This window comes from Bacillus sp. Nf3, assembly GCF_003028545.1.
Taxonomy (GTDB): Bacteria; Bacillota; Bacilli; order Bacillales; family Bacillaceae; genus Bacillus; species Bacillus safensis.
Genome location: NZ_PYUA01000003.1, coordinates 156,002 through 172,189, shown reverse-complemented (window position 1 = coordinate 172,189; position 16,188 = coordinate 156,002). Strand labels below are relative to the sequence as shown.

Annotated in this window: 16 protein-coding genes and 2 pseudogenes; 8 read left to right on the top strand and 10 right to left on the bottom strand. The window is 38.9% G+C overall.

The annotated features are described in order from the left end of the window. Positions 1-80: 80 nt before the first annotated feature. The 3 genes from C9414_RS10330 to fadH all read right to left on the bottom strand — a co-directional run bounded on the left by C9414_RS10330 (position 81) and on the right by fadH (position 3,450). On the bottom strand, positions 81-977 hold the full coding sequence (locus C9414_RS10330; RefSeq protein ID WP_041084994.1) for a manganese catalase family protein: 897 nt from the start codon (positions 975-977) through the stop codon (positions 81-83). Between the two features lie 423 nt (positions 978-1,400). Then, positions 1,401-2,621 carry an EAL domain-containing protein gene (locus C9414_RS10320; RefSeq protein ID WP_107163779.1) on the bottom strand — a complete coding sequence of 407 codons (1,221 nt, stop codon included), beginning with the start codon at positions 2,619-2,621 and terminating at the stop codon, positions 1,401-1,403. Between the two features lie 64 nt (positions 2,622-2,685). After that, on the bottom strand, positions 2,686-3,450 hold the full coding sequence (gene fadH / locus C9414_RS10315; RefSeq protein ID WP_047203678.1) for a 2,4-dienoyl-CoA reductase: 765 nt from the start codon (positions 3,448-3,450) through the stop codon (positions 2,686-2,688). Between the two features lie 138 nt (positions 3,451-3,588). Here fadH and C9414_RS10310 point away from each other — a divergent pair, with 138 nt between their 5' ends. From C9414_RS10310 to C9414_RS10295, 4 genes are all read left to right on the top strand, one after another. Next, positions 3,589-4,446, top strand: coding sequence for a metallophosphoesterase (locus C9414_RS10310; protein WP_106025226.1), 858 nt, complete (start codon positions 3,589-3,591; stop codon positions 4,444-4,446). 156 nt (positions 4,447-4,602) lie between these two features. Further along, positions 4,603-5,100, top strand: coding sequence for a L,D-transpeptidase family protein (locus tag C9414_RS10305; protein WP_039178139.1), 498 nt, complete (start codon positions 4,603-4,605; stop codon positions 5,098-5,100). Positions 5,101-5,173: 73 nt separating this feature from the next. Next, a complete protein-coding gene (locus C9414_RS10300) occupies positions 5,174-6,451 on the top strand; it encodes an MFS transporter (protein WP_047203676.1) in 1,278 nt (425 codons plus the stop codon). Between the two features lie 208 nt (positions 6,452-6,659). After that, the gene (locus tag C9414_RS10295; RefSeq protein ID WP_047203675.1) at positions 6,660-6,875 is read left to right on the top strand and encodes a hypothetical protein; all 216 of its coding nucleotides are present in this window, start codon (positions 6,660-6,662) and stop codon (positions 6,873-6,875) included. A 112-nt stretch (positions 6,876-6,987) separates the two neighbouring features. Here C9414_RS10295 and C9414_RS10290 read toward each other — a convergent pair whose 3' ends face one another. Next, positions 6,988-7,896, bottom strand: a complete 909-nt coding sequence (locus C9414_RS10290) for a DMT family transporter (protein ID WP_107163578.1) — start codon at positions 7,894-7,896, stop codon at positions 6,988-6,990. A 113-nt stretch (positions 7,897-8,009) separates the two neighbouring features. Here C9414_RS10290 and C9414_RS10285 point away from each other — a divergent pair, with 113 nt between their 5' ends. Continuing rightward, positions 8,010-8,927 carry an AraC family transcriptional regulator gene (locus C9414_RS10285; protein ID WP_107163577.1) on the top strand — a complete coding sequence of 306 codons (918 nt, stop codon included), beginning with the start codon at positions 8,010-8,012 and terminating at the stop codon, positions 8,925-8,927. A 92-nt stretch (positions 8,928-9,019) separates the two neighbouring features. On the opposite strand, the gene C9414_RS20230 is transcribed toward C9414_RS10285, so the two are convergent. After that, positions 9,020-9,196, bottom strand: a complete 177-nt coding sequence (locus C9414_RS20230; RefSeq protein WP_180272404.1) for a hypothetical protein — start codon at positions 9,194-9,196, stop codon at positions 9,020-9,022. A 234-nt stretch (positions 9,197-9,430) separates the two neighbouring features. Between C9414_RS20230 and C9414_RS10280 the strand changes: the two genes are divergently transcribed. Continuing rightward, positions 9,431-9,892, top strand: a complete 462-nt coding sequence (locus tag C9414_RS10280; RefSeq protein WP_008356877.1) for a YkyB family protein — start codon at positions 9,431-9,433, stop codon at positions 9,890-9,892. 35 nt (positions 9,893-9,927) lie between these two features. Here the strand turns inward: C9414_RS10280 and C9414_RS10275 are convergent, their stop codons facing one another. The 3 genes and pseudogenes from C9414_RS10275 to C9414_RS20525 form a co-directional block, all read right to left on the bottom strand. Continuing rightward, a complete protein-coding gene (locus C9414_RS10275) occupies positions 9,928-10,836 on the bottom strand; it encodes a chemotaxis protein (protein WP_107163576.1) in 909 nt (302 codons plus the stop codon). A 73-nt stretch (positions 10,837-10,909) separates the two neighbouring features. Further along, on the bottom strand, positions 10,910-12,220 hold the full coding sequence (locus tag C9414_RS10270; protein WP_107163778.1) for an MFS transporter: 1,311 nt from the start codon (positions 12,218-12,220) through the stop codon (positions 10,910-10,912). A 209-nt stretch (positions 12,221-12,429) separates the two neighbouring features. Beyond that, positions 12,430-12,723 (bottom strand): annotated as a pseudogene (locus tag C9414_RS20525) (IS3 family transposase); the annotation flags it as partial. A gap of 1,100 nt (positions 12,724-13,823) precedes the next feature. On the opposite strand from C9414_RS20525, the gene C9414_RS10255 reads away from it, so the two are divergent. Then, positions 13,824-14,402: a hypothetical protein gene (locus tag C9414_RS10255; RefSeq protein ID WP_142398057.1), complete on the top strand. Its 579-nt coding sequence runs from the start codon at positions 13,824-13,826 to the stop codon at positions 14,400-14,402. A gap of 134 nt (positions 14,403-14,536) precedes the next feature. On the opposite strand, the pseudogene C9414_RS10250 reads toward C9414_RS10255, so the two are convergent. Next, positions 14,537-15,028 (bottom strand): annotated as a pseudogene (locus tag C9414_RS10250) (IS3 family transposase); the annotation flags it as partial. 119 nt (positions 15,029-15,147) lie between these two features. Continuing rightward, a complete protein-coding gene (locus tag C9414_RS10245; RefSeq protein ID WP_047203070.1) occupies positions 15,148-15,687 on the bottom strand; it encodes an RDD family protein in 540 nt (179 codons plus the stop codon). Between the two features lie 301 nt (positions 15,688-15,988). Here C9414_RS10245 and C9414_RS20225 point away from each other — a divergent pair, with 301 nt between their 5' ends. Continuing rightward, positions 15,989-16,141 (top strand): hypothetical protein, encoded by a 153-nt coding sequence (locus tag C9414_RS20225; protein WP_180272403.1) that lies wholly within the window; start codon positions 15,989-15,991, stop codon positions 16,139-16,141. The last annotated feature ends 47 nt before the right edge of the window (positions 16,142-16,188 follow it).

Sequence of the window (16,188 nt, the reverse complement as noted above, 5' to 3'; positions counted from 1 at the left end):
TTTCCTCTTGAATTCAAAAAAAGAAAAAGAATCTGTTTTTTTAGTTTGAGTCTTTTTTCTAATCTCATGCACCATGATTTTTATAAACCAGCAGATCTCATCAGCCGTTTCGCAATTTCATCAAAATCCTCTTTTGAAATGCCTGGAGCAAACTCTTCCGGTAGTTCTCTATAATCTGGCACAGGTGCACCTTGCGGGGTGCCCTCAATGACTGTCAGCGGCTTTCCATCAATCGGGTGGCTCCCTTTCCAAATTTTATTGATATCCTTGTAGTCCGTATCACTAAATGTATACAGCTTTGTATGAACATTCTGATCTTCAAATTTCCTCGCTGAATCAAAGTATTTGTTATCGAGATTTGGGATTGGGAGCATCTTCCCTACATCTACTCCTGTAGCAACTTCAAGTGCCTTTGCATATGCCACAACATGCACGCCACCCCTGACAAGTAAATAACCGATCATCTCTCTTGCTGTAGGGTGGTCCGTCATTTCATATACGCGCATTTTGTGCGTACGAGCCCCGCATTCAAGAAAGAAATTATGGAGAAGATCAAGAATCAGGTTGCCGCTTGAGAACACATTCTCTCCTGTCCAAGGTTTTGCCATTGAATCAAACGGATAGCCTGTTTGGGCTGTTTGAATGAAATGCTGTGTATTTCGTTTATCGACAGCTGCCTTCATCGGCGTCGTATCTGGGTCCCCGCCATGTGTGGTTCCTGTAATCATGAGATTGATGGCTGTGGTCACAAGCTCAACATGACCGAATTCTTCAGCCGTAATACTGGATACGAGATCATAAAACGGTTTGAGTTTTCGTTTTCCTCTAAAGTTAAAGGATTGAAACATATAATTATTTAATGTGGACATTTCACCGAATTTTCCGCCGAGTAATTCTTGCACAGCAGCGGCACCATTTGCATCTGGGTGATCTGGTCTTGGCAAATCAATGAGCAGCCGCGTGTCACGTTTGATCATGATGTTTCCCTCCTACTGTCTAACTATCATCACTTAAGATGTATGGAGGGTTTGGGCTGTCCTATGCATGAAGGGAAAGATTGAAGCACAAAAAAAACTTGGCGGGGGTAGCGCCAAGTTTTTTGGATCTTGATCTGATAGAGGGGTTGGGGAACAGAGAGTAGCTTCTCTCTATAACTAAATGATAATGATTATCAGTTTCATTGTCAACCATTTTTTAATTTTCTTTTTTCTATCAAAAAAAGCAGCCTACGTGGCTGCTCAGATTGATGACAAAAGGCTAAAATTCCTTTTGTTTATATTTCAGTGTGATAGAAAACCTTTGAAGTCTAGGAAGGGCGTGTACCGAGCGAATTGTACATTCGTGAGCACTGCCACGCAGGACTGACAAAGAATGCGAGGATTAGTCTTCACGCCGCGTCTTCAAATTAATCCATCTTGCTCATATAAATAGGCATACGGAAGGTCTATAAACAGATACATATCTCCCTCTAAAGGATAAGAAAACGTACGTATCCTCTCACCTGTTTCTAAATCACTATAAATATCGCTGAAAAATCCTTTTCCGCTAATTCTCATTTGAAGAATATTTGCTAGGAAATAAGGACGCCAGCTCCAATTTTTTTCTATATACTCCGGCTGAAACAACCATTCTTCTTCTTTTTTGAACACATTTCCAGTGATTTGAAAGCCTTCTTCATTACACATATAAATCCGAAAACTGCAATCTGTTAGTTCAAGTGCCAGTTTTTGAATGAGCTCATCATTTGTGCTGCACGATTTCTTTAAAGTCGTAACAGCTTGATGAATTCGTTTATAAAATGTTTCAGAATGTTCGTAGACAGCTTGCAGCTTCTTTTTCTCATGGGCAATAAATTGCTGGAATTCTTCTCTAAGCTGATCTTTTCGATGGCTTCGATCGATTAATTCTCCTGAAGGCTCATGAAGATAGAACCCTTGAAAATATCTCCCGCCATTTCTCCAAGCATACTGAAGCTGGAAATTTGCTTCAATGTCTTCATAAATTAGAGCAGCTCCTATTTTTCTTGCAAGCAATGAAATGCTGTACAAGACATATTCATAGGAAGGAGATGGAGCCGATGCCTTTAATGCCTGTAAATCTATTTTTAATAAATCAGGTGAAAGCAAGGCAATCCGGTCCAGATTACTGCTTTCTTTTCCTATATTTGAAACGGCGATTTTAATCCCATATGTACGATAATACGTTAACGTATGGTATAGCTGTTCAATGTCGCCGCTAAACGTATGCTCTGCAAACTCAATAACAAACCGGTTAAGCTGAATGCCCCTTGCTTCATATTCCTTTAAGAGTTCTAAAAAGCTTTCCCCGTGATCTAGCATGAGGATATTGGCATCATGATTAATAAAAATGAGCAAATCGTCATCTGCTGTTGTGAAAAGATCAAGTGCTTGAGTCAATACTTTGTGATCTACTTCCATTTTATATTCGTCAGGAATAGATGAATCCGTAAAGAAGGAGCCTAGGCTGACCGTTTCTGACTCAAGCTTCATTCTTCCTAGAATCTCATAGCCTATCACTTTTTGCTCTTCCGCACTGAATATTGCTTGATAGTGCGGGAAAACATCTTCAATATTCGTTAAAATATCCAATGGATCGACCATTTTCATCACCTGCTTCTCTCTTTGTGTGATTATACCACATCAAAAGCAGGTCTTACATCGTCAATCAAAATGGTGATTGGTTGAGCCATTGTCCCCCATCCATCGTAATACAATCTCCATTTATATAAGACGCATGTTCCGATAATAAAAAGCTAGCAAGCGCTGCAATTTCCTCAGGTGTGCCCAGTCTGCCAAGAGGAACGCTATCTAATGTTCTTTGCGCTGCTTCTTCAGATTCCCATAGTTTATCTGCACCGCCTGTTCTCTCAATTGGGCCTGGTGCGATGGCATTGACGCGAATTCGATATTGCTTCCCCCATTCAACAGCAAGCGTTCGAGTCAGGGACAACACGCCGGCCTTTGCTGCCGCCGAATGCGCCACGCCTACACCAGCACCCCATGCATAGGTGGCCACCATGTTAAGGATACTTCCCCTTTTCTTTTGCCGAATCCAGTAATTGCCCACTGCATGGCTGCAAAAGAATGTACCATTTAACACAATATCAATCACAGCTTTCCAGCCGTTAGGAGACAGCTTTTCTGCTGGCACTAAAAAATTTCCTGCTGCGTTGTTAATGAGGGCATCGACATCACCAAATGTATCCACCGCAAACTTGACCATTTGGTCAGCATCCTCTGGGTTTCTCACATCCATTTGGAAGTAAGCGACTGCTCCGCCCTTCTGCTTCATTTCTTTTGCCGTCTTTTCCAGCGTCTCTTCCGTTCTACCAGTAATCACGACATTCCAGCCTCCAGCTGCCAAATGGGCAGCCATTGCCTTCCCCATACCGCTTGATCCCCCTGTGACAATCACTGTTTGCTTCGTCATTTGTTCTCCCCCTCTGCATGATTTGAATGACTATTCATTCATTATTGTCTATCATATCATGATTGACCCTCGGTGCACCATATGGGAGATTATCCAAATATGATGCTATACTTAATTTTATTTATAAAGGAGTCTTATATGAAGCAGCTTTCCCGCAGACAATTTTTAAAAGGAGCAGCTGGTGCGAGTATTCTCGGTTTTTTGGCTACAAGTTGTGGATATGGATATGCCAGGTATATTGAGCCGCGCATGATCGATACGGTGTCACTGACGATTCAAGATGCTCAGCTTCCAGCTTCATTTGACCAGTTTAAAATAGCCCAATTTAGTGACGTTCATTTGAGTGATACATTTCCTGCGAAGGACCTAGAAGCCATCGTTCAGAAAATCAATGCTGCATCTCCAGACCTTATTGTGTTCACAGGTGATCTCGTTGATTTTCAAGCATCCACCCAAGAGCATGAAAAAGCGAAGGCTTATTTGAATAAGCTTCATGCTCCGTTCGGTAAACTCGCCATCTACGGAAATCATGACTACGGACCATTTGGCGTGGAGCTTTATGAGAAAACAATGGAGGCTTGTGGATTTACATTATGTAAAAATGATGTGTTTCTATTAGAAAAAGATCATGCACATATTCAGATTGCTGCACTGGATGATCTTATGATGAGCGTGCCTGATTACGATCTGATCAAACGGGAAGTATCATCTGATTTATTTACGTTGCTGCTCGTCCATGAGCCTGATGCAGCATTAGAGCTGAAAACAACACCTATTAACTTGCAGCTTTCCGGGCATACGCATGGCGGTCAAGTGCAGCTGCCTTTCTATGGACCAATTCTCACAGCACCTTACGGCCGTAAATATGTAGAAGGTTTATACGAAAGCGATCAGCAACGCATCTATGTCAACCGTGGACTTGGAACAACGCGGCTCCCGCTTCGGTTTTTAGCCAAGCCAGAGTTAACCTTTTTTACCTTTACATCTCGTGTATAAATAGAAGCCAAACCGCCCTCTCCTGCATATGTATAATCAAAGTTCTTTCTCATGACAAATGTTAGGAGAAACCTTACTGGGCCTGATTCCGTCCATATAGTATGTCAAGTGACGGCATCATGGCTTCTTTTATTTGAGTAAAAGGAGTGTACTTTGGTGCTGCGATATACAGTGAAAAGAGGAGAAACTCTTGCTTCTATAGCGCTTGATTTTCGAACAACAACAGATGCCTTAAAGGCTGCAAATCCGTCACTTCAAGCTCGCGAGCCCGAACAAAATGAGGTCATCATCATACCTGGTTTGCCAGATCCTAATACGATCCCATACCGCATCTTTGTTTCGATTTCAACGAAACGTCTCGTTTTGTTTTCTGGATCACAGCTTATTCGTTCGTATCCGATTGCAACAGGGAAAATTTTAAATATGACACCGACAGGTTCTTATTATATTGTCAACAGACAGCCAAACCCAGGAGGTCCCTTTGGCGCTTATTGGCTGAGCCTCTCAAAAATTCATTACGGCATTCACGGTACGAATAACCCGTCTTCAATTGGTAAAGCTGTTTCTAGAGGATGCATTCGCATGTATAATCAGAATGTCATCGAGCTTGCTTCACTCGTTCCAAACGGAACACCTGTGACCATTAGCCAGTAGATGAAATCAATTGTACGAATGGTTAAAATTTTATATGATATAAAGTGGGATCTTCAGGTTAAGGAGCGTATTTATGGATATTTTTAAAAACAGAAATTTTGTTCGTCTCTTTTTTGCGGCACTTGCTTCGCAAATGGGGACAACAGTAGGCAATATGGCGTTTGCCTTTTATTTGCTCGACCATTTTAGTCATCAGCCCGCATACGCCACATTGGCTGAACTTATGTATTCTCTTCCTACCGTCTTTGTCTTTTTTATGGTCGGTGTGGTCGCAGACCGTTTTGATCGTAAAAAAGTCGCAGAGAACTGTGATTGGATACGAGCTGGGCTGACGATTGTATTATTCATCGTTATTTATTTTAATTCACTGCCACTTATTTTCTTGATCTTGTTTATTCGAAGTGCCATTACGAAGTTCTTCTATCCAGCTGAAGCTTCTCTCGTTCAGGCGATTTTAAATAAAGATCAATATGCAAAAGCCGCTGGCTTAAATCAAATGCTGTTTAGTTTATTTATGGTATTTGGCGTTGGGCTCGGTGCCATTATGTATAAGACGATTGGACTTCACGGTGCCATTACAATTGATTTGGTCAGCTTTATTATTTCAGGCATCCTGATTCGTTCATGTAACATTCCAATTGAAGCGCGTCAGCCAAATGGACAAGCTGGCTGGAGAGGTATGACCATCAAAACGTCTCTGAAAGATTTTAAAGAAGGCATACTGTATATTTTAAAAAATAAATTATTGGCTTCTTTAATTTTTGGCTTTTTTGTTTTCGGTCTAGTCAATGGCGCATTTGCCGTTCTTCCGATGTTTACAATGAAATATGGACTTTCACCAGACCATTTTGAACTGCATACATCCTTCTTTACCATTGCGATCGGTGCAGGCTTGCTCGTTGGAAGCTTAATGGGTTCTGTCCTCGCTAAAAAGGTAAAGATGCAATATCTCATGTCGATTCCAATTTTGGTCGCAGGTATTTTGATTTTTGTCCTTGGTTCTACCCATACCTTATGGTTGTTTTACGTCACGTCATTTGTCATTGGTACATGCATTGGCCCAGTCAACATTGTCATTGGAGGCTGGCTGCCTAGAATCGTCCATCCTCGACTGATGGGCCGTGTGTCAGGATGGGTTGATCCGCTCACTATGTTTGCTCAATCGTTGACATTAGGCCTGATTGCGGTATTATTTCCAAAACTCATCACAAATGTTTCTTATATTTATTACGGAATGGGCTTTATTATTTTACTTGTCTTCCTTTTTTACTTCATTACACTGCCAAAGTTCAGCAGAGAAGCTGACGACTTAGACGTGCAGCGTGAACTAAAGGGGCAGGGAGTTCAATAAGTAAATAGCAAAAGGACTTTCTTTTCAGGAAAGTCCTTTTTTCATGGCTGAAACGTCCTTTATGTCATTTCCTCTGTTGATAGAAACTGCTTTTCTTTTATCACATATACCTTGCATTATTGATCCATTTTTTCTTGTTTTTCACAATAAAATCCCTTTACATCTTTAAACGTTTTATAGTAGGATAGTCAGGTTGGAGGTGAAAGAAATGCTAAAAAGTTACTATTTTATTCATACTAAAAATGAACAGGGGCAGTTTGTTGTACATACAGAAGATTGTGCATTTTTAGGTGATGCTGCAAGCCGTACGTTGATTGGCCTGCACATGGATGGTAAAGGCGCCATTGATGAAGCCAAACAAATGACGAATGAAACCGACTTTAATGGTTGTTTTTATTGCGCTTATTCTATTCATACAAAATAATTCATCTTGAGAAACTACCCATTTTGATAAATAGGTAGTTATCACGAACTAATAGTTCACTTTGTTTATATTTCATTCAGTCAATTCTTCTTATCATTCCTTCTATTGTTCATCACCCATCCCACTCATTTTTCGGCTGATACAATGCCAAGAATAAAATCATATAGACAATACAAGCTGTCCCTATCCATTGGAAAAGTCCGAATGGCTCTTTTAACCAGAAAACAGTCGTGACGACTGCTGCAAGGGGCTCAACACTTCCAATTAAGCTCGACTCTTTTGGTGATAAGTATTGCAAACTTTCTATGTAAAACCAAAAAGCGATCATCGTTCCAAATATGACCACAAACAATAAATAGACATACGCTTCAAAAGGTAAATGAGTGAGATTGACCTTCCATGGAGGATGGATCAAGCTAAGGGCGCCTCCTCCTATAAGCATCGCCCAGCCTACAACCACTAGAGAGTCGAATTGTTTTAACAGGCTGATCGGATATAACGTATAAAACGAGAGCGCCACAGCCGATAGTATTCCCCAAATCACTGCCACAAATGGAACGGTTAATGTTGAAATAGAACCATTCGTCAATAAGAAAAACATACCCGCTAAAGCCAATACCACTGTGACCAAATCTCTTCTAGTGAAGGTTGATTGCCTGCGAATGACCAAATACATGATAATCATGACAGGGGCTGTATACTGCAGCAGCGTTGCCACAGCAGCATTTCCATGTTGAATGGATGCCATATAAGTATATTGAACAGCCAGCATACCCATTAGCCCAAATAGAAGGACTTGCATCGCTGTCCTCTTCTTTTGCCACACACCGAACAGATGTGTTTTTTCTTTTGTCATCACATGAACAAATAAAAGCAATCCTCCTGAAATGAGCAGCCGAACCGTCACAAGCCAATTGACATCAATCCCATATTGCTGAAACAATTTTTGTGAAATTGTTCCTCCTACTCCCCAGCAGATAGCGCCTATGAGTACAAGTAAAATTCCCTTTCTCCTATTCATTTTCATTCTCCTCAATTCTCAACAAATCATGATAATATAGTTGATAGTAGTTCACTTTGTTACATATTGATATATCAATTGGACATAAAAATAAAAGAATATTGAGGAGAATTATGCACAATCATCATTTTCTGATTGACTACAACCTGAAAGAATTAACGGAGCATTCTACGACAACATGGCCTATTGCTATTTATCATACGAAAATTCGTCATCATAGAAGCGGCTATATCCCTCTTCACTGGCATGACGAGTTTCAATTTGTCTTTATTTTAGAGGGTGAAGCTGAATTTCATATCAATGAAGAGACATTATGTTTAAAGCAAGGAGATGGCATTTTCATCAATAGTGGCTGCCTGCACATGGCAAAAGATGCGAATGGGACGGCATGTACTTATGTTTGTTTAAATGTTTCTCCCTATTTCATCACAGCAAATGAATTATTCACAACATTTGTCCACCCTTATATGCATGCGAACCAGACACCTTATATTTTATTCAACCGAAAAGATCACTGGCCAAAGCAGATCTATCAATGCATTCAAACCATTCAACAATTAATTGATAAAACTCCGGTATATTATGAACTTGAACTCAATATTCAGCTTATCACCATTTGGAAAAGCTTATTACAAAATGGCTTCCAAATGAAACATGATGCGCGTAAACACGATAAAAATGAACGGATGAAACATATGCTGAATTGGATTCACCAGCATTATTATGAAAAGATCCTTCTCGAAGATATTGCTCGTGCAGGACAGTTAAGCCGCTCAGAATGCTGCAGATCCTTCAAAGACATTTTAAAGAAATCACCCATGCATTATGTAAATGAATATAGAATTCAGCAAAGCCTCATCCTGCTCCAAGAAACGGATTTCAATATCACAGAAATCGCTTACCAAGTAGGCTTCAACAGCACAAGTTATTTTATCAATTTGTTTAAAAGAATAAAAAATACGACACCTTTAGCATATAGAAAATTAAAACAGCTGGATTCTCTTCAGATAAAACGGATAGAAGAAAAATAATGCAGAAGGCGTCTTAAATGGCTTTTGTAAATACAAACGATGAGAATGGCTACATTTCAATCGCCCTCGACTAATGCAGACTAGGGCGTTTTTTATTGCTGTTTTTGTTCTTTTAGTTTCTTAAAAATCACAAATTGATATACTCCGAATAGTACGGTGAGGATCATAATTGCTGTAAATAATTGATCGGCTGGAAGCAAGAAATATACGACAACAAAAGATAAAAGCAACACAAGATAACCTATATTGAACGCTTTTTTGAATGTCATGATATTACCTCCTTTCATTAATAACTTATATACATACTATATAATCAACAGATATAGAATCAGTTGAAGTTTTTTGGGGGAGATTGGGGGGATTCGAACACACAAAATTTTTAACCCTCCATAATCCCTTTATACCAAAGGTTTTCTTTTTACAATATCTCTATTTGCAATTTACTAATAAAAACGTATAATTTATACTAAGCACAGGAAGACGAAAGACAAAGGAGAGAAAAAATGGACGATTATGCTCATACTAAAGACATAGAACCTACAGCAGAAAACATCGCAAAAGCCATTTATACTGTTAACCGCCATGCTAAAACCGCACCAAACCCCAAGTTTCTTTATCTTTTGAAAAAACGCGCGCTGCAAAAACTATTGCAAGAAGGTAAAGGAAGAAAAGTGGGCCTACATTTCTCTAACAATCCCAAGTATAGTCAACAACAGTCCGACGTGCTGATTGAAATTGGAGATTATTATTTTCACCTGCCACCAACGAAAGAAGACTTCGAATTTTTGCCACACTTAGGAAATTTAAATCAATCATATCGCAACCCGAAAGCGAATATGTCATTAAACCGAGCAAAGCAAATACTTCAAACGTATGTCGGTTTAAAAGAAAAACCTGCCGCCACAAAACAAAAATCACATTACACAAAGCCCGTCTTCAAACGACTCGGGGAAAGTTATTTTTAAACAGAAAAAACCACTCATGCCGAGTGGTTTTTTGTTTAAATAATAAAATGATCGACTTTTTCAATCAGCTGATGAATTTCTGGTTTACTGATTTGATCATCTGCACCGATCGTTTCCCCTTTATGACGCAAATCTTCAGTGATTAACGAAGAGAAAATAAGAATCGGAATGGAATTTGTTAAAGGATTGTCCTTCAGCAGTTTTGTTAGCCGATGGCCATCCATTTTAGGCATTTCAATATCCGTAATAATCATATCAATTTCTTCTGTCACACTGATTCCTTTGCTGACAAGATCCATGACATGATCATATGCCTGTTTGCCATCTTCAAAGGTCACAATGTTTTTATAGCCTGCTTCGGTTAGTTCATTTGTTAATAAACGCATGAGAAGCGGAGAATCTTCAACGACATACAGCTTCTTCCCTGTTCTTCTCTCGTCTTTCTCACCGTCAAACATATGATACGTATCAACACCTGAAGCGGATTCAATATCATAAATGATTTTTTCGTAATCTGGAAGGAAAATCATTTTTTCATCAAGCTTAATGATGCCCGTTAAATGACGGTCCAACCCTTGATTCAGTGCAGTCGGCTTTTCAATCTCTTCCCAGCTGACGCGGTGAATTTGTGATACTGTTCCTGTATGGAACACAAATTTCCGTTGGTTGAATTCAGTCACAATATATTTCTCTTGTTCCGACTGATCTGACTCGACATTAAAAAAGGAAAATAGATTGATGACTGGTAAAATCTCGCCTCGTAAACTAATCATCCCTTCTACATCTTGGTGAGAGTGCGGTACAACCGTCACCTCAACCGGCTGAATGATTTCTCTTACTTTCATGACGTTAATGCCGAATTGATTTGCACCAATTTCAAACTTCACAATTTCCAATTCATTGGTACCAGAGTCAAGTAAAATTTCTTGTTTGTTTAAAGCCACGGAAATCCCTCTATTCTTCAATATAAGATTGTACTTTTTATATCGGCAGCATAGGTAAAAAGTTGACGTTTCTTTACGCTTTCTCTCGAACGAATTGATGAATCACAAGTCCTATCGCTGCAAGGATGAGTAAAGACCCTAGTGCAAGGCGGCTTGCGAGGTTTCCGTGCTCTGCAAACAGCAGGGTAACTGAGCCATAAATGATGGGCCCGATAATGGAAGACACCTTCCCTGAGAATGCAAAGAGACCAAAAAACTGTCCTCGCTTTTCCTTCGGTGTCAGCTCAATAATCAAGATTCGTGATGCTCCCCAGCTTGCGCCAAATGAAATACCGAATAAACTGCCCGCTATCCAGAAAACCCATTCGGTTGTTGCTGTCACAGCCAGAATCAATGCAGCAATTAAAATGACATACACGACTGTAATCGATCGCTTTGCCCCTATCGCTTTTGTGATGTATCCAAACAGAAAAGAGCCAATGATACTTGAAATGGTCGACACAAGATAGAGCAAAATAAATTGCCCAGCTGTAAAGCCAATAATGATTTTGGCATAAACAGCCATCATCGCAATTGCTGTTTGTAAGGCATCATTCATAAAAAAGAAAGCGATCATAAAGATAAAAGCTGGCTTGTACCTTTTCATCTCTTTAAACGTGTGAATAATCTCTTTATACCCGCTGAAAAAAGATGTCTTTTTCTCTTGCTGAGGCAGCGGATGAGGATCTTTTACAAAAAAGAGAAAGGGTAGAAAAAAGAGAAGGAATAAAAGGGCTGTTGGGATAAATGCTTCATGAAACTGGTCATTGCCGACAAGTAAATAAACAGAGAGGCCCACAAGTGTTCCTAAATAGCCAACGGCGATACCAAATCCAGAAATAAGCGGGATTTCATCCTTCGTCCCAAGATCGGGCAAAATGGTGTCATAGAAAACAAGACTAGAATGATAGAAAAACTTTGCGACCACAAACAAGGTAACCACAACCAATAAAGAAACAGGCAGCCCAAACCATTCACTTGAGAAATCAATCCCAGCAAAAATCCCCATCAACACCGTACAAGCAATACATATGAACGTAAACACCGTAATGTAGCGTTTCTTTTTTCCTGTACGATCAATCAGCACTCCGTATAAAGGTGTAAAAATGACGAGGAAAAAGCTGGCTAATGCGTTTGCATAAGAAATAAAGGTACTTGCGATCTGGTCCATTCTCGCACTGTCCCCGATCGTTTCCTGCAAGTAAAACGGGAAGAAAATGGTGATCATATTTGATGAAAAGATCGTATTTGCAAAATCATACAACGCCCAGGCTAACACAGGTGCTGCCAAAAACAGCCCGAAGCCTGCCCCTTTTTTCTGTGCGGTCTTTTTTCCTGTTCTCAATCGATTGTCTCCCTTCCCTGCCTCATTTTTCACTATCATTCTATTTTATGTGCTGTTTCCCTCTTCCATACAAGCGATCTATGAAAAAAAACACGGGACTGACCCTCGTTTTTGAGACATGGATCAAAACACCTTTATACAGCCAATTGCCGAGAGTTGATCGGTGATTGGATTGGTGGTTTAGTTTCGTTTGAATACGAATGTTGTTACAATTCGTTGTACTTTTTTAAAACTTCATTCTGTTGACTCAGATAGCGATTTTCTGCCTGCAGTCTCTCTAATTCGGAAGAGTACTCGGAACCCTTTCCATAGGTATATTGTTTTCCAACAGAATGTTCGAACCGGTGTGTATCCCCAGCCTTATGCCACCTCACCCATGTCTGAACCTGCGTCTTATTCTTGATATTCAATTCCTGCATGATCTCTTTCATAGATACGCCTTCCAATCTCATGACTACAGCCTTCTGTTTGACTTCAACCGGATAACTGATTCTTGTCCCCAGAGAAAAAACACCTTTACGTTTTATTTCGGATTACAACGATCCGTTTTCAAACTTGAAGGTGTTTTTTATTTATCTCACTTTATGGGGTCAGTCCCAGCTAGAGACCTGTTTCTTTTTATTTTATGTTCTTATCCTTAGAGTAAAAGCGCATTTGTATCATTTCAATTTAACAAAAAGACAGACCCAAAAAGGTCTGCCATTTTTCATGTACCTAATCGAATAAGACTTATCATCATGTAGCCTTTCTTGAAGCAACTGACACATTTGAATCTTGCTGGGTGACAAAAGAAGACCCACTAACGATTAATAAACTAGCACAAACGATTGAAAGCAGTAAGACATTAAATTTCATACAAGAACTCTCCCCTTTCAACATCTCTTTTTATGTTAAATACTAGCATAATTTACAATATAAAAAATCCATACTCATTCCAAATTTTTGAAATTTTTCAGCATCTCGCAATCACTTTTGAATTTTCGACGGTATCTCGCCATCAAATTTTAGGAATCATTTAAAAGAACCTATATTGCGGACACCGCAACTGAAAAATAAATTTTCCATTATATTACCAATTAAAAAGAAATAAATGGTAGCATGGGAATATATCAAAGAAAGTGAGTGATTTTTATAAGTCCATGTCTCTTATGACTCTTTATGCAACCATTTTTTGGACTCTCTTATGATCCCCCAAAATAGGAACCTGTACAGAACTACAATCAAGAAAAAAGTATAAACAAACTCAAAGGGAGAGAATGGTTCATAATCAATTATGTATACATTAATAAACACTATTACCAAAGAAAACAATTCCATCAAAGAATCTATAAATCTGTTTTCTTTGAACACATCCCTTGTCTTTTTGAAATTAAAGATGTCTTTAATTTCCCCACTGGAAAGTCCTTTGATCAAACCTAGACCAATAAAATACACCCCAAAAGAAATCTCATAGGACAAATTAAAAATATGTGTGATTACACAGTAAATCAAAGTGAATAAGAATAAATACATTTTATTACTCTCCTTAACCTCTAAGTATTCCACCCCAATAGAAGGAAATATCATGTATGCGTTACCCCAAAAACAAATAGGAGTGGTACGTATGTTTAAAAAATTTCTAGTAGTGTTATGTGTGCTTACTATTACATTTGGTTTCTCTTCTCCAACGATTAGTTATGCCAGTCAAGGTAATAATGAGACCCATCCAGTCAGTATAGATAAAAAACAATTGGAATTAGCAGAGAAACTATCTAATTACTTCGAATTAGATAAGGATGGAAATATTCATTTTACAGCTGATAAAGAAACCCTTATGGAAATGGGAATTTCAGAACACGACAGTCTACTAATGACTTCAATGAAATCAGAAGAATTTAGCTTTGAAGAGAATGAGAAAAAAGGTGACATGCAGACATTAGGTTTTGTAGGTTTACACCTCAAATTAGGACCGAAAGTTAGAAGCATGAATGCCATAGTAGCAGGTGGATTTGCAGCCGGATATATCGGTTGGTACACAAGTCGAATTGCTGCTGCTGGACCATGGGGTGCTGGAGCCGCTGCGGCTATTACTGCTGGAACTTCTGGTGCTGTTGCATGGGCAGTTAAAAACAAATATAAGAAAGTTGATGTAGGCGTAAATATTATGTTTGTTGATTTAGCATATACTGTAAAAATACCTTAAAAATTACTGTTAAGCAACAATAAATAAAAAAGTAGGCTCCAGTGGGGGACTGACCCCCCGTTTTTGAGACAGGGATCAAAACACCTTTATACAGCCAATTGCCGAGAGTTGATCGGTAATTGGTTGTTTAGTTATCCATATCGATACTTGTGCTCTCGCACAACATGCCGATTTGTTCCTCTACTTGTTTTTTAGAATGATTTTGTCAGATTTTTTCCATCTATAGTACGAATCGCATGAGTTGTCTAAATGGACACAAATGTCCTGTACTGTTATCATTTTGCACAATTTTTCTACTAGTTTGATTGACGTTTCCTTATCAACTTCCTTTCCAATTCGTTGTACTTTTTTAAAACTTCATTCTGTTGACTCAGGTAGCGATTTTCTGCCTGCAGTCTCTCTAATTCGGAAGAGTACTCGGGATCCTTTCCATAGGTATATTGTTTTCCAACAGACTGTTCGAACCGGTGTGTATCCCCAGCCTTATGCCACCTCACCCATGTCTGAACCTGCGTCTTATTCTTCATATTCAATCCCTGCATGACCTCTTTCATAGATACGCCTGCCGATCTCATGGCTACATCCTTCTGTTTGACTTCAACCGGATAACTGATCCTTGTCCCCATAGAAAAAACACCTCCACGTTTTATTTCGGATTACAAAGATCCGTTTTCAAACTTGAAGGTGTTTTTTATTTATCTCACTTTATGGGGTCAGTCCCCGTATAGCAGAGGTGCTTTTTTCATTATCTCTTCACAACAATGGTACTTGCAATCAAATCGTGAAGTGCTTGTTTTTTTTCTGTGAAAAACGCAATGATGTAGCCAATACATAAGATTGGAGACAAAAAGCCTTTTGCAAAAAAGCGGCCTGTCGCGCGCCCGAATGTTATTTTTTCACCCGTTACTTTTGTCACTTTAATTCCAAGAGCCATCTTGCCAAGAGTTCCTTGCAGCTTTGATGATTCCATGATCGCATAATACAGCCAAGTCACCGCGATACCGACTAAGATCGTTACGCCATAGAAAAAGAAAAAGCCCATAATGACAGCCCATTCTTCATCCGTAATCACCGTTGAAGAATAGTAATAGCTATCATCATACATTAAAAATGCCGCCTCAGGGCTTGAGACAAAAAAGAGTGTTGCCAGAATAAATACAATGAATGAAAATGGTACACTAATAATGATACCGTCCAAAAGATGTGCAAGAAAACGATAGCCTACGCCTGCTAACTCAGGATGCTTCTTTTCTAGAATGTGTGGTTCTGTTATGTTGGTTTCCATCCTATTTCTCCTTTATTATGTATGTTTTCTATAAATTTCTTATAATCATTCGTTATTATATCCTATGAATATAGCAAGATCAATGCAGCTTTACACTTTTACATACATTTTAGATCAGTTTGATCTAAATGATTTATGTGAATAAATACTGAAAATTTGTGAAAATCATGGCACTTCTAGTTCTTTTACCTCCTGATTTTTTAACATTTTGTGATATTTTCGTCTTGTTTCCATTCTTCTGTTGACAATGATTCTTCAAATGGTACAATAGTCAAGGATTTTTTAAAGAAAGGTGTTCATGATGGGAACTGTCGTATTATTAAAGAACAACGAAATGACTGTAATTGAAGATATTTGCGAAGCTGATTATTTAGATATGAAGCATGGTTTGTCAAACGATGACACAGCTTATATCTCTTGGTACGAAGACTACGATACTGCTTATGGATATTGATTTCATTTCATAGATGAAGCGTAAAAAAAGGCGATACAACCAGAGAA